Here is a 17,332-nt window from a genome sequence, read left to right on the forward strand (position 1 = left end):
GTGCGTTCCCGTCGGGCGCCGACGCCCTCTGGCCGGGACGACCGGGCAAACGGGGCCACCGCGTTCGACCGATCGCAGTTCCACGCGCTGATCCCGAGCGTGTGCGTTTATGGTTGCCTTGGTGGAACATGACACGCTATGTCGGAGTCACCGCCAACCGTCCGACCGCCGACGCCGGAGGAGATCCGCGAGCTGGCGGCCCACCACCACATCCAGCTCTCGGACGCCGAAGTCGACGAATTCGCCGCGGCGATCGAGGAGACGCTCGTCGGGTACGAACGACTCGACGAGCTTTCGGAACCGAAACCGGACGTAACGTACCACGATCGAGACCCCGGGTACAGACCGGATCGAGAGGAGGACCCGCTCAACGCGTTCGTCACGAAGTGCGAAGTGGTCGGCGCGGACTCGGGACCCCTCGCGGGCTACGAGGTCGGACTCAAGGACAGCGTCTCGCTGGCCGGCGTCGAGATGACGCTCGGCTCGAAGCTGTTCGACGGCTACGTCCCGCAGACGGACGCGACGATCGTCACCCGACTCCTCGACGCCGGCGCGACGATCACCGGGAAGCTCAACATGGAGGACATGGCGTTCTCGGGGAGCGGCGAACTTTCGGCGACGGGTCCGGTGCTCAATCCGCGCGACGAGAACCACATCGCCGGAGGCTCCTCGAGCGGGAGCGGTGCAGCCGTCGCCGCCGGTGACGTCGACGTCGCGATCGGCGGCGACCAGGGAGGCTCGATCCGCATTCCCGCATCCTGGAGCGGCATCGTCGGCCACAAGCCGACGCACGGTCTCGTCCCGTACACGGGCATCGCCGGCCTGGGTCGCTCGTTCGATCACGCCGGTCCGATGGCGAAGACGGTCGAGGACTGCGCTCGAGTTCTCGAGGTGATCGCCGGAAGAGACGGTCTGGATCCGCGACAGGGAGCGGTGGAGACGCAGCCCTACACCGATCGCGTCGGGAGCGCCCCCGATCCCGCCGACGTGACCGTCGGCGTTCTCGAGGAAGGGTTCGGTCGCGAAGAGAGCGACGACGGCGTCGACGAGACGGTCGGAGAGGCCCTCGACGCGTTCGCAGACGAAGGCGCCGACGTCCGGGAGGTTTCGATCCCGCTGCACCTCGACGGTCTCGTCATCTGGAACGCGATCGCCGTCGAGGGGACGACCGCGACGATCGAGTCGGAGTGCGTCGGTCACTTCGGAAACGGGTTCTACGACACGCAACTGGCCGATGCCTTCGGCCGCGCCCGCCGATCGCAGGGATCGGACTACCTCACGACGCTCAAACTGACGCTCGTGCTCGGCCAGTACCTCTCGGAGCAGTACCGGGGCCGGTATTACGCGAAGGGACAGAACCTGAGCCGCAAACTCGCCGCAGAGTACGACGACGCCCTCGAGGACGTCGACGTGCTCGCTCTGCCGACGACGCCGCAGACGGCCCACGAAGTGACGCCGGATCTGACCCGCCTCGAGGCGATCGATCGCGCGCTCAATATGCTCGAGAACACGGCGCCGTTCGACGTCACCGGCCACCCGGCGCTCTCGATTCCCGCCGGAACCGCCGACGGACTCCCCGTCGGATTGATGCTGGTCGGCGAGCGGTTCGACGACGCGACGGTCCTGGAGAGCGCGCGAGCGTTCGAACGGAGCGTCGCGCCCGAACTGTGAGCCGATCGGCTGAAAGTCACTGCACCGCCGATCGCGGGATGGAACCGCGATCGATCGGAGAATCGCTCTGGCAGTCCGGACGAGTCGTCCGGTTCCCGGTCCGGGAACCGGCCACCGTCAGCTTCCGCTTTCGCAACCCCTTTTCGCGTCGTGGCCCACCCTCTGGACATGAGCCAAGAGATTTCTCCGGCGACCTGTCCAACCGCGAACGGAATTCCGATGCTCGGTCTCGGCACGTGGCAAAACACCGACCCCGACGAGTGCGCCGAGAGCGTCCGGACGGCCCTCGAGATGGGGTATCGACACGTCGACACCGCACAGGCCTACGAGAACGAGGCCGAGGTCGGTGCGGGCCTCGCACGGGCCGACGTCGATCGGGAGGACGTCTTCCTCGCCACGAAAATCTGGATCTCGAACCTCGCGCACGACGACGTCCTCGAGACGGCTCGGGAGAGCCTCGATCGGCTCGGCGTCGACTACTTCGACCTGCTGTACGTCCACTGGCCCGCCCGGACGTACGAGCCCGAAGAAACCCTCTCGGCCTTCTCGAAACTGTACGACGAGGGGCTGATCCGGAACGTCGGGGTCAGTAACTTCCTGCCCGAGCAACTCGAAGAGGCGATCGACGTCTGTGACGCACCGATTCTGGCGAACCAGGTCGAACTCCACCCGATGCTTCCCCAGCCCGATCTCCGGGAGGCCTGCGAGCGTCACGACGTCGAGGTCGTCGCCTACTCTCCGCTCGCCCGCGGCGCGGTCTTCGACCGGCCGGAGATTCAGGCGATCGCCGACAAACACGACGCCAGCGAGGCGCAGGTCAGTCTCGCCTGGCTCCGCGAGAAGGGCGTCACCGCGATCCCGAAGGCGACCGGCGAGGCACACATTCGTGACAACTGGGAGTCACTCGCCGTCGAGCTAGATGAAGCGGATATCGACGCGATCGACGCGATCGAGGAGACGAATCGCGAGGTCGATCCGGGCTTCGCGCCGTGGAACTGACGGCCCCGTAACCTATCGCTCGGGAAGAAAAATCAGGAACGTTTACGGTACATCGGCTTTTTGGCTCGCGTATGTCCACCCGTTCACGACGCGGTGGCGGTGGTGGCATGGTCGGCGCGATCAGGGCCGACCTCCAGCGGTTACACGGTGCCTGGATGGAACTCGTCTTTCCACGCCAGCGTGGCCGCGGCCACTCCGTCATGGGGAAGTGGAAGCCCGAGACGGTCCCGCAGAAAGTCGGCTATCACGGTTGGAGCGCGCTCGGGAAGATCGGCCTGGTGCTTCTCTACCCGCTCACCGTCATCGGACTCGCGACCCGCTACTACGCGGCGAAACTCGACTCGACCAGGACCAGACTGGGCATCGTCGGCGTCACGGGCGTCGCGCTGCTCGGCTGGGGACTGCTGACGATCGCCTGGGGTGCGATGTCGTACATGGAACAGGTCGACATCCCCCTGGACGCGGTTCTCGCAGTTGCGGCGGCGAGCGTCGTCGCGACGGTTTCGACGGCGATCGCCGCGACGTTCTCGAAGGTCGGCGGTCGTGGCGTGACGGTCGCCCTCGCGTACCCATTCGCGATGACGGCGCTATTTCTCCCGCCGGTCGTCGCCGCCCTCGTGACGCCGTCGCTGCATCCCTACGTCCTCGATCCCAGCTACGAGTTCGCCGTCTGGGTGCTCGACAACGTCCTGTTCGTCGGTAACATAAACGGGTACCTCCGGGCGAATTTCCAGCTCGAGGGCGCCGCCTACGCGGGAATGTGGCTCGGCATCTCGATCCCGCTGGGCTGGTTCCTCGGGAGCGTCGTCGCGCTGGCGAACCTGGCTCGCCCGTCCGAATAAGCGATCCACGGCGGGCAGCCGCCGAATTTTCGCGTTCGATCGCCCGACGCGAGCGGACTGCCGATTCCCGGGACCATTAGGTACCCGCATCCCAACGGACACGCATGGAATTCGACCTTCCGAAGACTGCGATCGCGTTCATCGTCGTGATCGGCCTCGGGATCGGCGGCTTGCTCGCCGCACCCGTGATGAGTATGGAGACCGTGCTGACGATGGTCGCACCGTCGATGATCGCGTTCGGGTTGATCATGCTGGTCATCGGTGTCAAGCACGGCGAGTACCGCGCGCTGCACTGAGCGGGCCTCCGATACTGCCGTGCGACGAACAGCCGTCGATGGACCGGCGGCGCCAGGAGTTAGATGTGGGACTCGAGCAACTCGGCTTCCTCGTCGATTTCGCGGTTGTGAAGCGCCACCCCCGTCTGTCGATCGAAGACGTGGATCGCGGATTCGGGGACGCGCGCGACGTAGTGTGAGTCCCGTTCGATTCGTCTCATTCCCTCGACAGTCACGTTGAACCTCGCGTCGTTCCCCTCGGCGTCGAACCCGACGAGGAGGTTGTTCTCGTTCCCCATCGGTTCGACGACGGTCACGTGGACGGGGAAGTCGTGGTCGGTCTCGCGGGCGTCGCGGATTTCGACATCCTCCGGTCGGATCCCGAGAACCAGTTCGCGATGGTCCCCGAGTTCGTCCCGGATCGACGCCGACAGCGGATACTCGAACCCGTTCCCGACGAGCCGATCGTCTTCGAGGGTCACGTCGAAGAAGTTCATCGATGGCTCGCCGATGAAGCCGGCGACGAACAGGTTCTTCGGCCGGTGGTAACACTCGAGCGGCGTCGCGACCTGTTGTAACTGGCCGTCGTCGAGAATCGCGATTCGATCGCCCATCGTCATCGCCTCGGTCTGATCGTGGGTGACGTAGACCGTCGTGACCCCGAGGTCGTCCTGCAGCCGCTGGAGTTCCATCCGCATCCCCGATCGGAGCTTCGCGTCGAGGTTCGAGAGCGGTTCGTCCATGAGGAACACCGACGGATCGCGAACGATCGCCCGTCCGAGCGCGACGCGCTGTTGTTGCCCGCCGGAGAGTTCGCTCGGTTTGCGGTCGAGGAGGTCGTCGATCTCGAGCAACGTCGCGGTTTCCGTGACGCGCTCGTCGATGACCTCGTCCCGGAGGTCGGTCGACTCCTCGAGGCCGAATCGCATGTTTTCGCGGACGGTCATGTGCGGATACAGCGCGTAACTCTGGAACACCATCGCGATGTCCCGTTGCTGGGCCGGCTGGTCGTTGACGACCTCGTCCTCGATCGAGATCGTCCCCTCGGTAACCGTTTCGAGGCCGGCGATCATCCTGAGGGTCGTCGACTTTCCACAGCCGGACGGGCCGACCAGCACGAGGAACTCGCTGTCCTCGATGTCGATCGATACGTCCTCCACGGCGACGATCTCGTCGCCACCGTCGTCGAACCGTTTCGTGACGCTCTCGAGCGTGAGTTCAGCCATCGGTTGACACCGTCCTGGTCGTGGTTGCGTACGTAGTCATCGGTTCGTCCGTGCCGTTCGTGATCGCGTCCGTGTTCACAGTCGTGGGTTCGATCGTCATGGTCCTGTTCATGATGCCCCGGTGATCCCTTTCGCGAACTGCCGTCCGAAGACGACGTATATGAGGATCGTCGGTAGCGCGGCGATGAACGCGCCTGCCATCTGGATGTTGTACTGCTGTGCCATCGATCCCTGGAGTTCGTTCAGTGACTGCGTGACGACGTAGTTCGATCGCGCGGTGACGAGCACCAGCGCGAACAGCAGATCGTTCCAGATCTGGGTGAACTGGTAGATCAGCGTCACCGCGAACATCGGCATCGACAGCGGGAGGACGATCCGTTTGTAGATGCCGACGGCACTTGCGCCGTCGATCTTGGCCGCCTCGATCATCGCGTCGTCCATCGTCTTGTAGTACGATCGGAAGAGGACCGTACAGATGGGGATGCCGTAGGCGGTGTGGGTGATCGTCAGTTCGATCAGGTCCGCCCGGTTCGCGAGGAACGGGGCGAACGCGAGCAGTGACGCGAGGTCGACCATCGACCAGAACTGTCGCAGCGGCACCAGCACCGACTGGTACGGCAGGAACACGCCCGCGAGGAAAATCACGAGGATTCCGACCTGTCCCCGCCAGGACAGCTTCGTCAGGCCGTAGGCGGCGAAACTGCCGAGAATCGCCGACAGGAGCGTCGCCGGGATGACGAACACGACGCTGTTCAGCAATCCGCCCTGCAGGGTTGCAAACGCCAGTTCCCACGGTTCGACGGTGAACCACTCCGGCTTTGGCGGTTCGAGTGGCGTCGTCCGAAGGAAGCCCGCCCGGTTCTTGAACGCCGTCGTCAGCCCGCCCCACAGCGGTGAGAGGTAGAACCCGATCAACCCGAGCAGGGCGACATAGAGTGCCACCCGCTGCATGTCGACCGTCTCGGCTGATTCCGCGAGCCGATCGCCGGGCGTCTCCGGTTCTGTCCGCTCGGCCGCCGTCACGCGCCGTCACCTCGGCGCCGTTCGATGCCGCTCGGTCGAGTCAGGAATCCCATCAGAGATCACCTCGCTTGTACTGCACGTACAGGTACGGGCCGACGACCGCGAGCGCCATCAGGAAGAGGACGGTCGCCACTGCCGCACCGTAAGCCCACTGGGTCCGCGAGAACGCCACGCGGAACATCATCACCGCGAGGATGTCCGCGGACCGACCGGGGTTGTCGCCGAACATTACGAAGATGAAGTCGAACGCCTTCAGCGCGAACACCATCAACACGACCGCCGCGGACGTCGTCGACGCGCTGAGCTGTGGCACGATCACGCGCCAGTACATGCGGATCGTGCTCGCTCCGTCGACTTTCGCCGCCTCGTAGTGAGCGTCCGGAATCGCGCGTAACCCGGCCAGGTAGACGACCATCGCGTAGCCGCTGAACTGCCAGGTGAGCGCGAAGATGATCGCCGCGAGCCTCGTCCGGGGGTCGCCGATCCAGTTCATCGCGAGGAAGTCCAACCTGAGCCACCGAAGCACGACGTTTATGATCCCGGTGCTCGGGTTGTACATCCACGACCAGAAGATGGCCGTGACGACGAACGACAGCGCCATCGGCAACAGGTAGATCGTCCGGAACGTGTTCTCGAAGCGGATGTTCTGGTCGACGAGGATCGCGAGCACGAGGCCGATAGCGAGCGAGACGACGGTGAACGCGACGAGCAGGATTACCGTGTTGCGAAATGCAGCGATGAACGACGGATCCGACGGCATCTGCGCGTACATCTCGAGCGACAGGTCGGTGTACTCCGGTTGCTGGAGGCCGCTCCAGTCGGTCAACGAGATGAGCAGGTTCCAGCCGATCGCGCCGTAGACGAACCACCCCATCAGGATCGCCGGCGGGAGCCAGAACGGGAGCGCCTCGACGGCGTCGCTGTGGCGCAGTTGCGCGAGTCGGCTGCCGTCTTCGGTTGTCGGTCCTCCGTCGGTTCGGACATCTCGCTGATCGGACCCGCTCACGTGCTCGCCCGACGCGTCGTCGCGCCTCCGGCGGAGTGATCGACGGAGACGATCGAGTACTCGTCGTATATCAAAGCCCATGAAATACCGGTTCGAGATACGTTAGAAGATTTCGACAAGTTCCTGGGTCGTCTCGTCGGGATTCCAGTTGTCCGTGAACACGGCGAACGCCTCCTCGACCTGGCTGGCCAGGTCGGGCTTGAGACCGCTGCCGTGAGCGATCGACGTGATCTGGGTGTCGGACCCTTTGAAGTCGTCCATCTGGGTCTGCAGGAACGGCGGGAATTCGTCGGTCGGCACGTCGGTTCGCGGCGGAATCGATCCCTTGCGGGGGTTGAACCGTTCCTGGGCGTCGATCGTCGAACAGTAACTGATGAAGGCCTCGGTCGCGTCGGGCGAGGGGTTGTTCGTCGGCATGACGAACGAGTCCATCACCAGCGTGTAGACGCCCTCGGTTCCGGGGAACGGGGCGTAGTCCCACTGCTCACCGTACTCGAAGTCGTCGGCGCCCTGGTACTCGCCGGCGGCCCAGTCACCGTTGTGGTGGAACGCCGCGTCACCCGTAATCACGTCCGCGTTAGCTTCGTCCCACGCGACCGTGCCGGCGTCTTCGTTGAAGTACTCGCTGTAGTCCGCGACGAGCGACAGCGACTCGTTGATCTCGTCTTCGAGATCTGCCGCCTCGCCGTCGAGGAATTGCTGGAAGGCGTCGACGCCGTGCTGGCCGGTGAAGACGACCTCCCAGAGCTGGAGCGTTCCCCACGGTTGCTGGGTCTGCTGGGCGAGGCCGACGTAGCCGGCTTCGTCGGCGGTCTCGAACGCGTCGAGGAGGTCCCCGGGTGATTCGATCGCGTCGACGTCGATCCCCGCGTCGTCGAGAACCTCGACGTTGTAGAACACGTTGTTCAGTCGGTGGATGTTGATCGGCACCGAGACGATGTCCCCCTCGGGGCTGGCCGCATCGACGACGCCGTCGAGATAGGCGTCGTGTGCCTCGTCCTCCCACAGGTCGTCGACGGGTTCCAGCGCGTCGGCGTCGGTATACGGCCGGAGTGCCTCGCCTGGCCAGATCTGGAACGTACTCGGCGGGTCCTGATCGAGGACGCGGGTCTGGATCTCGGCGTCGATCGCGGCGCCGGCCCCACCGGGAGCCGGATTGTTGTTGATCTCGACGTCCGAATGTTCCTCCTGGAAGCCATCGAGCAACGCGTTGAGCGCCTCTTCTTCCCCTCCGGCGGTCCACCAGTGAACGATCTCGAGTTCGCCGCCGTCGGCTGTCTCGTCCTCTGCACAGCCGGCAAGGGTCACTGCACCGATCGCACCGCTTGCTTGAAGGTATCGTCGTCGCGTTATCGTGTTGTCCTCAGTCATTGACCGAAACTACAGCGACCTAAGAAGCGATATTACATAATAGTATGCTATTCACTCACGTTCGAGTAGTATTAGAAATTACACTATTTCGAGCCTGACTGTCGGATCCGATTCGATAGCCTGGCTCGAGACGGGCGGGTCAGCCGAACCCGGTGACTCCACGAGTACCTGAGCAACTCTCGAGTTGCAGCCGGTTTCGTCACTCGGATGCCGCTCCCCGGGGCGTCCCGCTCCCCGAATGGCCGATCAATCGCGCAAGGGGTAAGACAGCGGCGTGTGGACGCAACCGTATGCGGGAGGCACTGGCGTATCCGATTCGGGGCGATCACGGGGAGAAGGCGCTGCTCTCGGCGTGGCTCTGCGTCTTCGTCCACGCGATCGCTCTCCCCGTGATCGCGCTCGTTCCGCTCGTCGGGTACGCCACGACGGTCCTTTCGCGGGGCCACGTCGGCGACCCGCCGCCGTTTCTCGAGCGGGCGCTGGTCACGCGAAGTCTCGGTGCGACTCTGCTGGCGGTCGGCTACGGCATCGTGCCGATCGGGACCGCTCTCGTAACCGTTCGGCTGCTTACCGGGGCAGACCAGCCACCCACGGACGCCAACGCGATCTTCGTTCTCGCCGGTTCGACGACGATTCTGGTCGTCCTCGCGGGCTACGCGTACGTCCTGCCGATCGCACTCGCAAACTACGCCCGAGCGGGTTCGCTTCGAGCTGGCGTTTCCGGTCTCGTCGGGGTCGCGAGCCACGCCGCCTACTTCGTCGGCTGGGCTTCCGGCATCGTGCTGTTTCTCGCCGGTCTCGCCGTCTCGAGTGCGTTCGCCGATCTGGGCGGACTTTATACCGTCGCCGGATCGCTCGTCGGCGCGTACGCCGTCCTCGCTTCGAGTCGTCGGATCGCACGTGGATACGCAGAGGCAGCCGACTATCGTCGCCACTAACCGTCACTGCACACCCGATCGTACCGGGATTGTGCGATCCGCGTGTGAATCGACTCAATCAGATCTCCCTTGACATCCTCCCCGCGCTGAAGCGCGAGGATTCCTTCGTGGGACAGCAAGCTGTTCCTGCGTCCTCGAAGGCACCCTGACCGAGACCACTGGGACCTCGGCTGTGGTTTGTGAGTAGTGCGTCGGGCCTCGAAAGAGGCGTGTGTGCTTGGGTATCCGCTTGCATCTCACAGGCCGTGTCATCGACCCGACTCGGCCCGAAGGCCGAGTAGCCATCCGACGCAGGGTTGCTTTTTGTTAACGGAGACCCCAAGCCAACTCCAGTTTTCGTCAGATGTGCTTGCCTCACGATATGCTGTCGGACTACTTACTTATCGTGGTTGGCGTCCCTGTTGTCAGATTCATCCCCGCGCTAACGCACGGGGCTTTCTCCTTGAATTCCGGTAATTCCCTACAAGTGATGGGGCTCTCGCCGGTCAATACGCACCGGTAGTGACGCTGTTTCACGCCGAACGATGACTGCGGGATCCGTTTTCGACAGAGCCGTTCAGTTGGGCCGCTCCTGATCGGCCTCGAACAGATCGGGTTCGGCCTCGAGTGCCCGTAACGCGAGCCAGCAGTTCGTCAGCGGGTGATAGCCGGGTTCCACCTCCGGCCCGTGGTTTGGGCCGTCCCGATCGTGGTCCCGGCCCAGTCGTTCGTACCAGTTTCCGTAGCGAGGGTTGATCAGGTGGGCCCGCGAGTACTCCCAGAGTCGATCGTACCAGTCGACGTACTCGTCGTCGTCCCGACTCAACAGCGCGCTCGCCCCGATGGCCTCCGTGTGAACCCAGCCGTACTTGTCGGGGACGATCGGCTGGCCGTCGGCGTCGACCGTGTAGTAGAGACCGCCGTACTCGTCGTCCCAGCCGAGGTCGACCGCGGCGTCGAAGAGTTCGCGGGCCCGCTCGCGGAGCCACCCCTCCGATCGGTGATCGGCGAGCAGCGCGAGCAGTTTCGCCCACTCGGCGTGGTGGCCCGGCTGGTACCCCGGGGGCCGAAACTGGTGTCGAGGACTGTCCTCGTTGTACGAGAGATCGGGACCCCACTCCTCGGTGTAGTGTTCCCACAGCAGGCCGTCGGTCGCACTCGTGATCTCGCGGGTAAACCGATCGGCGACGGTGTAGGCGCGGTCGAGGTACCGCGTCTCACCAGTGGCCTCGTAGGCCGCGAGTAACGCCTCGCAGGCGTGCATGTTCGCGTTCTGGCCGCGGTACGACGAGACCGTCCCCCAGTCCGGCGTGGCCCGATCGGCGTACAGTTCGTGCTCGGGCTCCCAGAACTGCGCTTCGAGAACGTCGAACGCCCGCTCGAGTTCCGCTCGAGCACCGGGGATATCGGCCTGGTGTGCTCGCGCGCCTGCGAGGAGGACGAAGGCGTGACCGTAGCAGTACCGCGTCCGATCGGTCGCGGTCCGACCGTCGAGGAGCCAGTCGTATCCCTCCTGCCGGTCGTCCCAGTGAACCGTCGAGAGGAATCCCAGGCCGTGCTCGGCGGCGAACCGACACCAGTCCGGCCCGTCGGCGAGGACGCCGAGGCTGAAGTTGTGGACTCCCCGGGCCGTCGCGACGAGGTGTCTGGTCCGCGCGTCGTAGACGTGGCCGTCCCGTTCGTCGAGCTGTGCGACGTAGCCGCCGATCGCGGTATCGAGACAGTCCGGATAGTAGAAGTTCAGTACGTCCCTGAACTGGTGACGGAGACCGTCCCTGGTTCGATAGATGGTCACGGATACTTCGGTCGTTCACTCGCATCGATATAGTGATTCGGGACGCAATTCCGTCGGATCGAGCGATTCGTTGGCGGGAGCTACGGGGACGATTCGGAACGAAAACCGATACGGAAGGACGATCGATCGCTCTCGAGTCCCGCGCTACATGTAGCCGAGGTCGCGCAGACGCTCCATCAGGTCCTCCTTGTCCTGGGCGCGGCCCGCGCGCTCGGTGGTCCCCTCGAGGTCCTGTAGCCAGGCGGGTTCCTGGTCGCTCTTCTCGGTACTGACTTCGCTGCCGAGCGATCGGAAGCCGGCGAAGTACTTCGGTGAGATCGGGACGTCGTTCTGCTCGACGCCCTCCGGGAGGTCGTCGTCGGCCTCGGGGACGTAGCCCTCCTCGGGGAACTCGTCGACGGTGTCCGGAACCACGAAGTTCCAGAACGCCTCCCAGACGGCCGCCTCGTCGAACTGCAGGATGGGCTGGATGCGGTCGTGGGGCGGGTAGATGTCCGGATCGTGGCGCGGCGAGAAGAACGTCTCATCGGCGCGGGCCTCCTGCTCGTCCCAGCGGACGCCGGAGATGACGCCGTCGATGTGGTACTCCTCGAGCGCGTCGTTGAGCGCGACCGTCTTCAGCAGGTGGTTGCCGACGTAGGTGTCCAGCAGGAACGGGAACGTGTCCTCCTCGTACTCGAGGATGTTCCGGACGTGGTGCTGATTGTGCTCGGAGAGTTCGGAAATCTCGATGTCGTCGCCCGGTTCGAGGTCGTGTTCGTCGACGTACTCGCCGACGTCCTCGTTGCGCGCGTAGATGACCTCCAGGTCCCACTCGTCGGCCCAGCGGTCGACGAAGTCGTGGATCTCGTCGAAGTGCTGGTAGTGGTCGATGAACACCGCCGGGGGAACCTCGAGGTCGAAGCGGTCGGCGACCTCCTTGATGAAGTAGAGGGTCAGCGTCGAGTCCTTGCCGCCGGTCCACATGACCGCCGGGTTCTCGTAGGACTCGAGGCCCTCGCGCGTGACCTCGATCGCCTTCTCGATCTTGTCCTGAATGTGTGGATACTCTTCGGGGTCCTCACCGTCGCCATCGTCGTAGTCGACGTCGACGTACTCGGGGAAGTTCTCTGTCATGGGGTGTAATTAGATATAATTACCTCGGTTAAACCGTTTTTGGGAGCGGAAACCTCTGACGGGAGCCCGGATCGGTCCAGCCGGACTATCACGTCACCGGAGACAGTTCCGGTTCGACGTCCGTCTCCTGATCGACGTCGTCGAGTTGCTGTGCGAGCGCGCTGACGATGCGAGGGCTGGCAAGCCCGTCGCCGTAGGGCTGGACGTTCGATTCGGGATCACGATCGGCCCGCAGCGCCGCGCGGATTCGATCGGTATCCGGACCCACGAGAACGTTCCAGCCACTGTCGACCGTCTCGGTCCACTCGGTTTCGTTCCGGAGGGTGATACAGGGCGTCTCGACGAAGAACGCTTCCTTCTGGACGCCGCCGGAATCCGTCGCGACGCGTTCGGCCGCGTCCAGCAGCCGGACGAAATCGAGGTAGCCGAGCGGCTCGATCAGTTTGAACTCCCGCGTGGCGTGGTCCCGGAGGCCGTACTCCTCGAGACGGTCCACCGTTCGCGGGTGCGCGGGAAAAACCACGGGGCGAGGCGCGTCGGCGAGGCCGTCGAGGATCGCCGCGAGGTTCGACCGAACGTCGGTGTTGCTCTCGCGGTGAACGGTCGCGAGGACGAACTCGCCCGCGTCGAGTCCGAGGTCCTCGAGGATGGTCGACCCCTCGATCGACCGATCTCGGGCCTCGAGGATCGCGTCATACATCACGTCGCCGGTCCAGTAGACGTTCTTCGTGATTCCCTCGGCGGCGAGGTTCTCGACGGCGCGTTTGCTCGGTGCGAAACAGCAATCGGCGGCGTGATCGGTGAGGATTCGGTTGATCTCTTCGGGCATGTCCCGGTTGTCGCTTCGAAGCCCGGCCTCGACGTGGGCCACGGTGACGTCGCACTTCGACCCGACGATCGCCCCCGCGAGGGTCGAGTTCGTGTCGCCGTACAGCAACAGGACGTCGGGATCGTGGTCCTCGATGACGGGCTCGAGCGCCGCGATCATGTTCGCCGTCTGTTCCCCGTGTGGACCCGATCGCACGCCGAGATTGTAGTCCGGTTCCGGAATGGCGAGTTCCTCGAAGAAGACGTCCGACAGCTCTTCGTCGTAGTGCTGGCCGGTGTGGACGAGTATCTCCTCCCCGATCGTTCGGAGTTTCCGCGAGACGACTGCAGCCTTGACGAACTGCGGGCGCGCACCGACGATCGAACAGACCTGCATTACTGCACCTCCTCGATGGAGGGGGTATCGCAGTCGTGGTTCGCCCCCGCGCTAGCCCCGATGGAGGGTCGTGTCCGTCCGTGACCTGCCACGATCCCGTCCGGGGCGACAGTGCGAGTATCACCGTGATCGTGGGCCGATCGCGGAGCGGAGAAGCGATGTTTCATTGGAACACCTCGTGGCCCTCCCTTCGGGTACACTCAGTATTGTTAGTAGTCCAGTAATCGTGAGTAGCGGGGAACTGACCGTCCCGGCCGGCGGCTCGCGGGTCGGGAGCCTATCGATTCTGGCCACCGTATTCGCCGTTCGGTCCGATTACGTGAGGGTTTCGGCGTGCGTTTCGACGTCGTACAGCCGCTCGGCCCGATCCCGCGGCCGGTTTCGGTCGACGAGGATCGACACCAACTCCTCCTCGCCCGGATCGGCGACAGCAAACAGGACGAGGATCGCACCGGCTCCGAGGGTACCGAGGACGAGGCGATCGGCGAGGACGCCGTATCCGGCGACGAAGGCCACGAGGCCGACGGCCAGAAGTCGTCGCATCAATTGTCGTTTCCGCACCTCTTCGACGTGGGCGTCGACGAGTGGTTGTCCCTTTCCGGCCGGGACCGTCCGGTACTGTCGGTCGTCGGTCGATTCGTATCGGAGGACGTCGACAGTGCTCGTCTCCGCGTTCTCCGTTTCCGTCTCCGTCTCGGTTTCGGTTGCCAGCGAGACGACCGTTCTCTCTGTATTGACAAAACGATCGGTGGTCCGCCGACTCCGATGGAACGGCCGGCTCAGGTACTCTTCGAAGGGGTCGCCGTCCGCTGGCGAGTGATGATCCGAGAAACCGTTTCGGAAACGTGACAGTCATCGATCCAATTATTTATGGGGATCTGATACCTACTTCGAGACCATGATCGATCTCACAAGTTTCGGACTCGTACTCGGCGGCACCGTCCTCCTGTTCGCCGGTGCCGCGCTCTCGGTGTACGGCGTCGTACTCCTCGGGACCGTTCTCGGTGGCTGTGGCGGATATCTCGTCGGACCGACCATCGCCGCCGCCGCTGGCGTCGATGGAATCGCTGCTCTCGTCGTCCCGGTCGTCATCGGGGCCATCGCCGGCAGTCTCGCCGGCTACCTCCTCCTCTCGGTCGCGGTAGCCGTGTTGAGTTTCGTCGTCGGCACCTTCGTCGGGGCGACCGCGCTGGCTCCGCTCCTCGTCGACGGTCAGTGGTACCTCGAGTGGGGGGCCGCGATCGCGATCGGCGTCGCCGCGGCCGTCCTCGGGATGTTCCTGACGAAGTGGATGCTGGGAGCCATCACGGCGTTCGTCGGGGCCGCCTTCGCCTCCCGATCGCTCACCATCGACCAGTTCGCCGCCGCGCAGGAGGCACTACATCCCGATCCCCTGTTGTTCGACGTCACCTCGCCGCTGTTTCTGGCGCTCGTCACGCTGGGGATCCTCTCGCAGGTCGGCCTGTTCAAGTTCGGCTACGTGACGCGGATCGCCCGGCTGTTACCCGGATTCAAGGCGCTGCCCGGCCGACGGCGGGACGAGTCCGAACCGACGTAGTCGAGTTTCGGTCCCCGGACCGTCCCCCAGGATACCCGATCTTCTCACTCCGGGCCGACGACTTCGACCTTCATCCCCTCGGGACTTTCGCAGTACAGCGCGTAGTACCCGCCGGCGAAGGGGTGGCGATCCTCGTAGAGGACGCTCGCGTCTTCGCGTTCGCGGATCCCTGCGGTGAGTTCGTCGACCTGCTCACGGGAGCCAGCGTGGAACGCGAGGTGATTCAGTCCGGCGGTTCGTCGATCGTAGGCGGCGTCGGGGTCGTCGGCCCGTACGAGGACGACGTACGTCGGCCCGTTGCGCCACGACCGACCGCCGTCCCACTCGTTTTTGCGTTCGTACCCGAGTTCGCCGAGCAACCAGTTCCAGAAATCGACCGACGCAGCGAGATCGGAGGCGTACAGTTCGACGTGGTGAAGCTGGCCGGCCCGCTCGGGGTCCGCGTGATCCGGTTCCATACTCGTGATTGAAATTCTCGTTTCAAAAACGTACGGTCGAGCGTGGACTCTGCGATCGTCGTGACTCCCGTATCCAGTTCGATATTCGACACTCGTCTCGGTTTCGTCCGCGCCTAACCCGATCGGAGAGAGCCGACAGTATATCAGTCGGGCCGTCGAACTGAACGCGTATGTCCCTCGATCGATACCCCGACGTCGTCGCGGACCTCGATCCCGCCGACGGCGCAGTCGAGACCGCCGAACTGGTCGTCACCGACGACGTGCTCGTGAAGGCGTTCGCACTCGGTCCGGGTGCCGAACTCGATCCACACGAACACGCCGATAGTACGAACGTCTTCCACGTGCTCGAGGGAACGGTCACCGTGGTGCAGGACGGGGACAGCGACCAGGTGGCTGCGCCCGGCGTCGTGCTCCACGAACGGGGGGTCGTCCACGGCGCGCGGAACGAGACCGACGGGACGGTGATCTTCACCGCCAGTCTGTGTCCGTTGCCGTCGTAGGATCTGCCCGCGCGGTGACCTGACCGAATCCCGCGGAAAAAACGTCGTCTCCTGTCCCTCGGCCGTCCCTCAGCGCTGGTCCGATCCGTCGTCCCCGTCGTCCCCACCGTCCGTCTCCTGATCCGGCCGGGAACCGGGCGACGTCTCCGACACGCTGTCGATCTCGTCGGGCTGGCGCGATACGTCGCCCTCCTTGATCGCCTGGGCCTCCTGTTCCATCGCCTCGACGTCGACGGTCGACTCCGCTTCGATCTCGCCGATGATCTCGGCGATGTCGTCGAGCCCGATCAGTTCGCGGGTCTCCTCGTCGAACTCGAGGCTCTCGAGTTGGCCGTCCCGTTCCTGGACGTCGCTGCCGGTGAGGTGTTTCCCGTAGCGGCCGATCATCGAGGACAGTTCCTGGGGCAGGACGAACGTCGTCGACTCGCTCCCACCGATCTCGGTCAGGGCGTCCATCCCCTTGTCGATCACCGCCCGCTCGCCCATCGACTCGGCCGATCGGGCCCTGAGGACGGTCGAAATCGCGTCACCCTGCGCTTCGAGGATTTCGCTTTGCTTCTCTCCCTGTGCGCGAATGATGTTCGACTGTTTGTCGCCCTCGGCTTTCTCGATCGCGCTCCGGCGTTCACCCTGCGCCTCGAGGATCATCGCCCGGCGTCGGCGTTCCGCGGAGGTCTGCTGTTCCATCGCCCCCTTGACGTCCCGGGACGGCGTCACCTCGCGGACCTCGACCGATTCGACGCGGATTCCCCACTCGTCGGTTGGCTCGTCCAGTTCCGTCCGAATGCGCTCGTTAATCATCTCGCGCCGGCTCAGGGTATCGTCGAGTTCCATATCGCCGATCACGGCACGGAGGGTCGTCTGGGCGAGGTTCGACACTGCGCGCTCGTAGTCGTCGACCTCGAGAAACGCCCGTTTGGCGTTCATGACCCTGATGTAGACGACCGCGTCCGCGGTGACGGGCGAGTTGTCCCGCGTGATCGCCTCCTGAGAGGGGACGTCGATCGTCTGGGTTCGCATGTCGAACGTATAGACGCGCGAGACGAACGGCGGGACGATGTTGAGTCCCGGTTCGAGCAACTTTCGGTACTCCCCGAAGACCGTGAGCGCGCCCCTGTCGTACGCGTCGACGATCTCGACCATCGACCAGACGGTGATGATCGCGACGACCAGCACGAGTCCGCCGACGGCCAGTGTTGGATCGCCGACTTGCAGCGGGATCGAAATCAGCGGGTGCATTACTGAACGGACGGTCCGAAGCGGAATAACGCTTGGCCCAACGTCGCCACGCCACCGTTCTCGTCGAGGGCCGCTCGGATCGGTCGTAAAGTGACGGTCCACCGTCGAGAACCCCCGTTCTCGGCCCCGATA

17 protein-coding genes are annotated in these 17,332 nt (G+C 64.4%); 7 read left to right on the top strand and 10 right to left on the bottom strand.

What is annotated here, in order from left to right; all coding sequences use genetic code 11:
• Positions 1-138: 138 nt before the first annotated feature.
• From MUG98_RS08990 to MUG98_RS09005, 4 genes are all read left to right on the top strand, one after another.
• Entirely contained in the window at positions 139-1,671 is a 1,533-nt protein-coding gene (locus MUG98_RS08990) for an amidase (protein ID WP_265111795.1), read from the top strand.
• A gap of 168 nt (positions 1,672-1,839) precedes the next feature.
• Positions 1,840-2,670, top strand: a complete 831-nt coding sequence (locus tag MUG98_RS08995) for an aldo/keto reductase (RefSeq protein ID WP_265111796.1) — start codon at positions 1,840-1,842, stop codon at positions 2,668-2,670.
• A 71-nt stretch (positions 2,671-2,741) separates the two neighbouring features.
• Positions 2,742-3,512 carry a hypothetical protein gene (locus MUG98_RS09000; RefSeq protein WP_265111797.1) on the top strand — a complete coding sequence of 257 codons (771 nt, stop codon included), beginning with the start codon at positions 2,742-2,744 and terminating at the stop codon, positions 3,510-3,512.
• A 104-nt stretch (positions 3,513-3,616) separates the two neighbouring features.
• Positions 3,617-3,808, top strand: coding sequence for a DUF7333 family protein (locus MUG98_RS09005; protein ID WP_265111798.1), 192 nt, complete (start codon positions 3,617-3,619; stop codon positions 3,806-3,808).
• Between the two features lie 59 nt (positions 3,809-3,867).
• On the opposite strand, the gene MUG98_RS09010 is transcribed toward MUG98_RS09005, so the two are convergent.
• The 4 genes from MUG98_RS09010 to MUG98_RS09025 form a co-directional block, all read right to left on the bottom strand.
• Positions 3,868-5,013 carry an ABC transporter ATP-binding protein gene (locus MUG98_RS09010; RefSeq protein WP_265111799.1) on the bottom strand — a complete coding sequence of 382 codons (1,146 nt, stop codon included), beginning with the start codon at positions 5,011-5,013 and terminating at the stop codon, positions 3,868-3,870.
• Between the two features lie 108 nt (positions 5,014-5,121).
• Positions 5,122-6,036: a carbohydrate ABC transporter permease gene (locus MUG98_RS09015; RefSeq protein ID WP_265111800.1), complete on the bottom strand. Its 915-nt coding sequence runs from the start codon at positions 6,034-6,036 to the stop codon at positions 5,122-5,124.
• A 52-nt stretch (positions 6,037-6,088) separates the two neighbouring features.
• Positions 6,089-7,123 carry a carbohydrate ABC transporter permease gene (locus MUG98_RS09020; protein WP_265111801.1) on the bottom strand — a complete coding sequence of 345 codons (1,035 nt, stop codon included), beginning with the start codon at positions 7,121-7,123 and terminating at the stop codon, positions 6,089-6,091.
• Between the two features lie 21 nt (positions 7,124-7,144).
• On the bottom strand, positions 7,145-8,413 hold the full coding sequence (locus MUG98_RS09025; RefSeq protein WP_265111802.1) for an ABC transporter substrate-binding protein: 1,269 nt from the start codon (positions 8,411-8,413) through the stop codon (positions 7,145-7,147).
• A 290-nt stretch (positions 8,414-8,703) separates the two neighbouring features.
• Between MUG98_RS09025 and MUG98_RS09030 the strand changes: the two genes are divergently transcribed.
• Entirely contained in the window at positions 8,704-9,351 is a 648-nt protein-coding gene (locus MUG98_RS09030) for a DUF4013 domain-containing protein (RefSeq protein ID WP_265111803.1), read from the top strand.
• 556 nt (positions 9,352-9,907) lie between these two features.
• Here MUG98_RS09030 and MUG98_RS09035 read toward each other — a convergent pair.
• From MUG98_RS09035 to MUG98_RS09050, 4 genes are all read right to left on the bottom strand, one after another.
• Positions 9,908-11,125, bottom strand: coding sequence for an AGE family epimerase/isomerase (locus tag MUG98_RS09035; RefSeq protein WP_265111804.1), 1,218 nt, complete (start codon positions 11,123-11,125; stop codon positions 9,908-9,910).
• A gap of 144 nt (positions 11,126-11,269) precedes the next feature.
• Positions 11,270-12,241 (bottom strand): phosphoadenosine phosphosulfate reductase family protein, encoded by a 972-nt coding sequence (locus tag MUG98_RS09040; RefSeq protein WP_265111805.1) that lies wholly within the window; start codon positions 12,239-12,241, stop codon positions 11,270-11,272.
• Positions 12,242-12,329: 88 nt separating this feature from the next.
• Complete coding sequence (gene wecB / locus MUG98_RS09045; protein WP_265111806.1) at positions 12,330-13,445, bottom strand: non-hydrolyzing UDP-N-acetylglucosamine 2-epimerase; 1,116 nt, start codon at positions 13,443-13,445, stop codon at positions 12,330-12,332.
• Positions 13,446-13,760: 315 nt separating this feature from the next.
• Entirely contained in the window at positions 13,761-13,988 is a 228-nt protein-coding gene (locus tag MUG98_RS09050) for a signal peptidase complex subunit 1 family protein (protein WP_265111807.1), read from the bottom strand.
• A gap of 355 nt (positions 13,989-14,343) precedes the next feature.
• On the opposite strand from MUG98_RS09050, the gene MUG98_RS09055 reads away from it, so the two are divergent.
• A complete protein-coding gene (locus MUG98_RS09055; protein WP_265111808.1) occupies positions 14,344-15,003 on the top strand; it encodes a phosphate ABC transporter permease in 660 nt (219 codons plus the stop codon).
• A 44-nt stretch (positions 15,004-15,047) separates the two neighbouring features.
• Here the strand turns inward: MUG98_RS09055 and MUG98_RS09060 are convergent, their stop codons facing one another.
• The gene (locus MUG98_RS09060) at positions 15,048-15,461 is read right to left on the bottom strand and encodes a VOC family protein (RefSeq protein WP_265111809.1); all 414 of its coding nucleotides are present in this window, start codon (positions 15,459-15,461) and stop codon (positions 15,048-15,050) included.
• A 170-nt stretch (positions 15,462-15,631) separates the two neighbouring features.
• Here MUG98_RS09060 and MUG98_RS09065 point away from each other — a divergent pair, with 170 nt between their 5' ends.
• A complete protein-coding gene (locus MUG98_RS09065) occupies positions 15,632-15,961 on the top strand; it encodes a cupin domain-containing protein (protein WP_265111810.1) in 330 nt (109 codons plus the stop codon).
• Positions 15,962-16,030: 69 nt separating this feature from the next.
• Here the strand turns inward: MUG98_RS09065 and MUG98_RS09070 are convergent, their stop codons facing one another.
• Positions 16,031-17,200, bottom strand: coding sequence for an SPFH domain-containing protein (locus tag MUG98_RS09070; protein ID WP_265111811.1), 1,170 nt, complete (start codon positions 17,198-17,200; stop codon positions 16,031-16,033).
• Positions 17,201-17,332 lie beyond the last annotated feature (132 nt).

Source organism: Halosolutus halophilus, from assembly GCF_022869805.1.
Classification (GTDB): Archaea; Halobacteriota; Halobacteria; order Halobacteriales; family Natrialbaceae; genus Halosolutus; species Halosolutus halophilus.

Bases quoted from the DNA above. Each gene is read 5' to 3' on its own strand.
- MUG98_RS08990 (WP_265111795.1), top strand. From the start codon at position 139: ATGTCGGAGTCACCGCCAACCGTCCGACCGCCGACGCCGGAGGAGATC.
- MUG98_RS08995 (WP_265111796.1), top strand. From the start codon at position 1,840: ATGAGCCAAGAGATTTCTCCGGCGACCTGTCCAACCGCGAACGGAATT.
- MUG98_RS09000 (WP_265111797.1), top strand. From the start codon at position 2,742: ATGTCCACCCGTTCACGACGCGGTGGCGGTGGTGGCATGGTCGGCGCG.
- MUG98_RS09005 (WP_265111798.1), top strand. From the start codon at position 3,617: ATGGAATTCGACCTTCCGAAGACTGCGATCGCGTTCATCGTCGTGATC.
- MUG98_RS09010 (WP_265111799.1), bottom strand. From the start codon at position 5,013: ATGGCTGAACTCACGCTCGAGAGCGTCACGAAACGGTTCGACGACGGT.
- MUG98_RS09020 (WP_265111801.1), bottom strand. From the start codon at position 7,123: ATGGGCTTTGATATACGACGAGTACTCGATCGTCTCCGTCGATCACTC.
- MUG98_RS09025 (WP_265111802.1), bottom strand. From the start codon at position 8,413: ATGACTGAGGACAACACGATAACGCGACGACGATACCTTCAAGCAAGC.
- MUG98_RS09030 (WP_265111803.1), top strand. From the start codon at position 8,704: ATGCGGGAGGCACTGGCGTATCCGATTCGGGGCGATCACGGGGAGAAG.
- MUG98_RS09040 (WP_265111805.1), bottom strand. From the start codon at position 12,241: ATGACAGAGAACTTCCCCGAGTACGTCGACGTCGACTACGACGATGGC.
- wecB (WP_265111806.1), bottom strand. From the start codon at position 13,445: ATGCAGGTCTGTTCGATCGTCGGTGCGCGCCCGCAGTTCGTCAAGGCT.
- MUG98_RS09050 (WP_265111807.1), bottom strand. From the start codon at position 13,988: ATGCGACGACTTCTGGCCGTCGGCCTCGTGGCCTTCGTCGCCGGATAC.
- MUG98_RS09055 (WP_265111808.1), top strand. From the start codon at position 14,344: ATGATCGATCTCACAAGTTTCGGACTCGTACTCGGCGGCACCGTCCTC.
- MUG98_RS09060 (WP_265111809.1), bottom strand. From the start codon at position 15,461: ATGGAACCGGATCACGCGGACCCCGAGCGGGCCGGCCAGCTTCACCAC.
- MUG98_RS09065 (WP_265111810.1), top strand. From the start codon at position 15,632: ATGTCCCTCGATCGATACCCCGACGTCGTCGCGGACCTCGATCCCGCC.
- MUG98_RS09070 (WP_265111811.1), bottom strand. From the start codon at position 17,200: ATGCACCCGCTGATTTCGATCCCGCTGCAAGTCGGCGATCCAACACTG.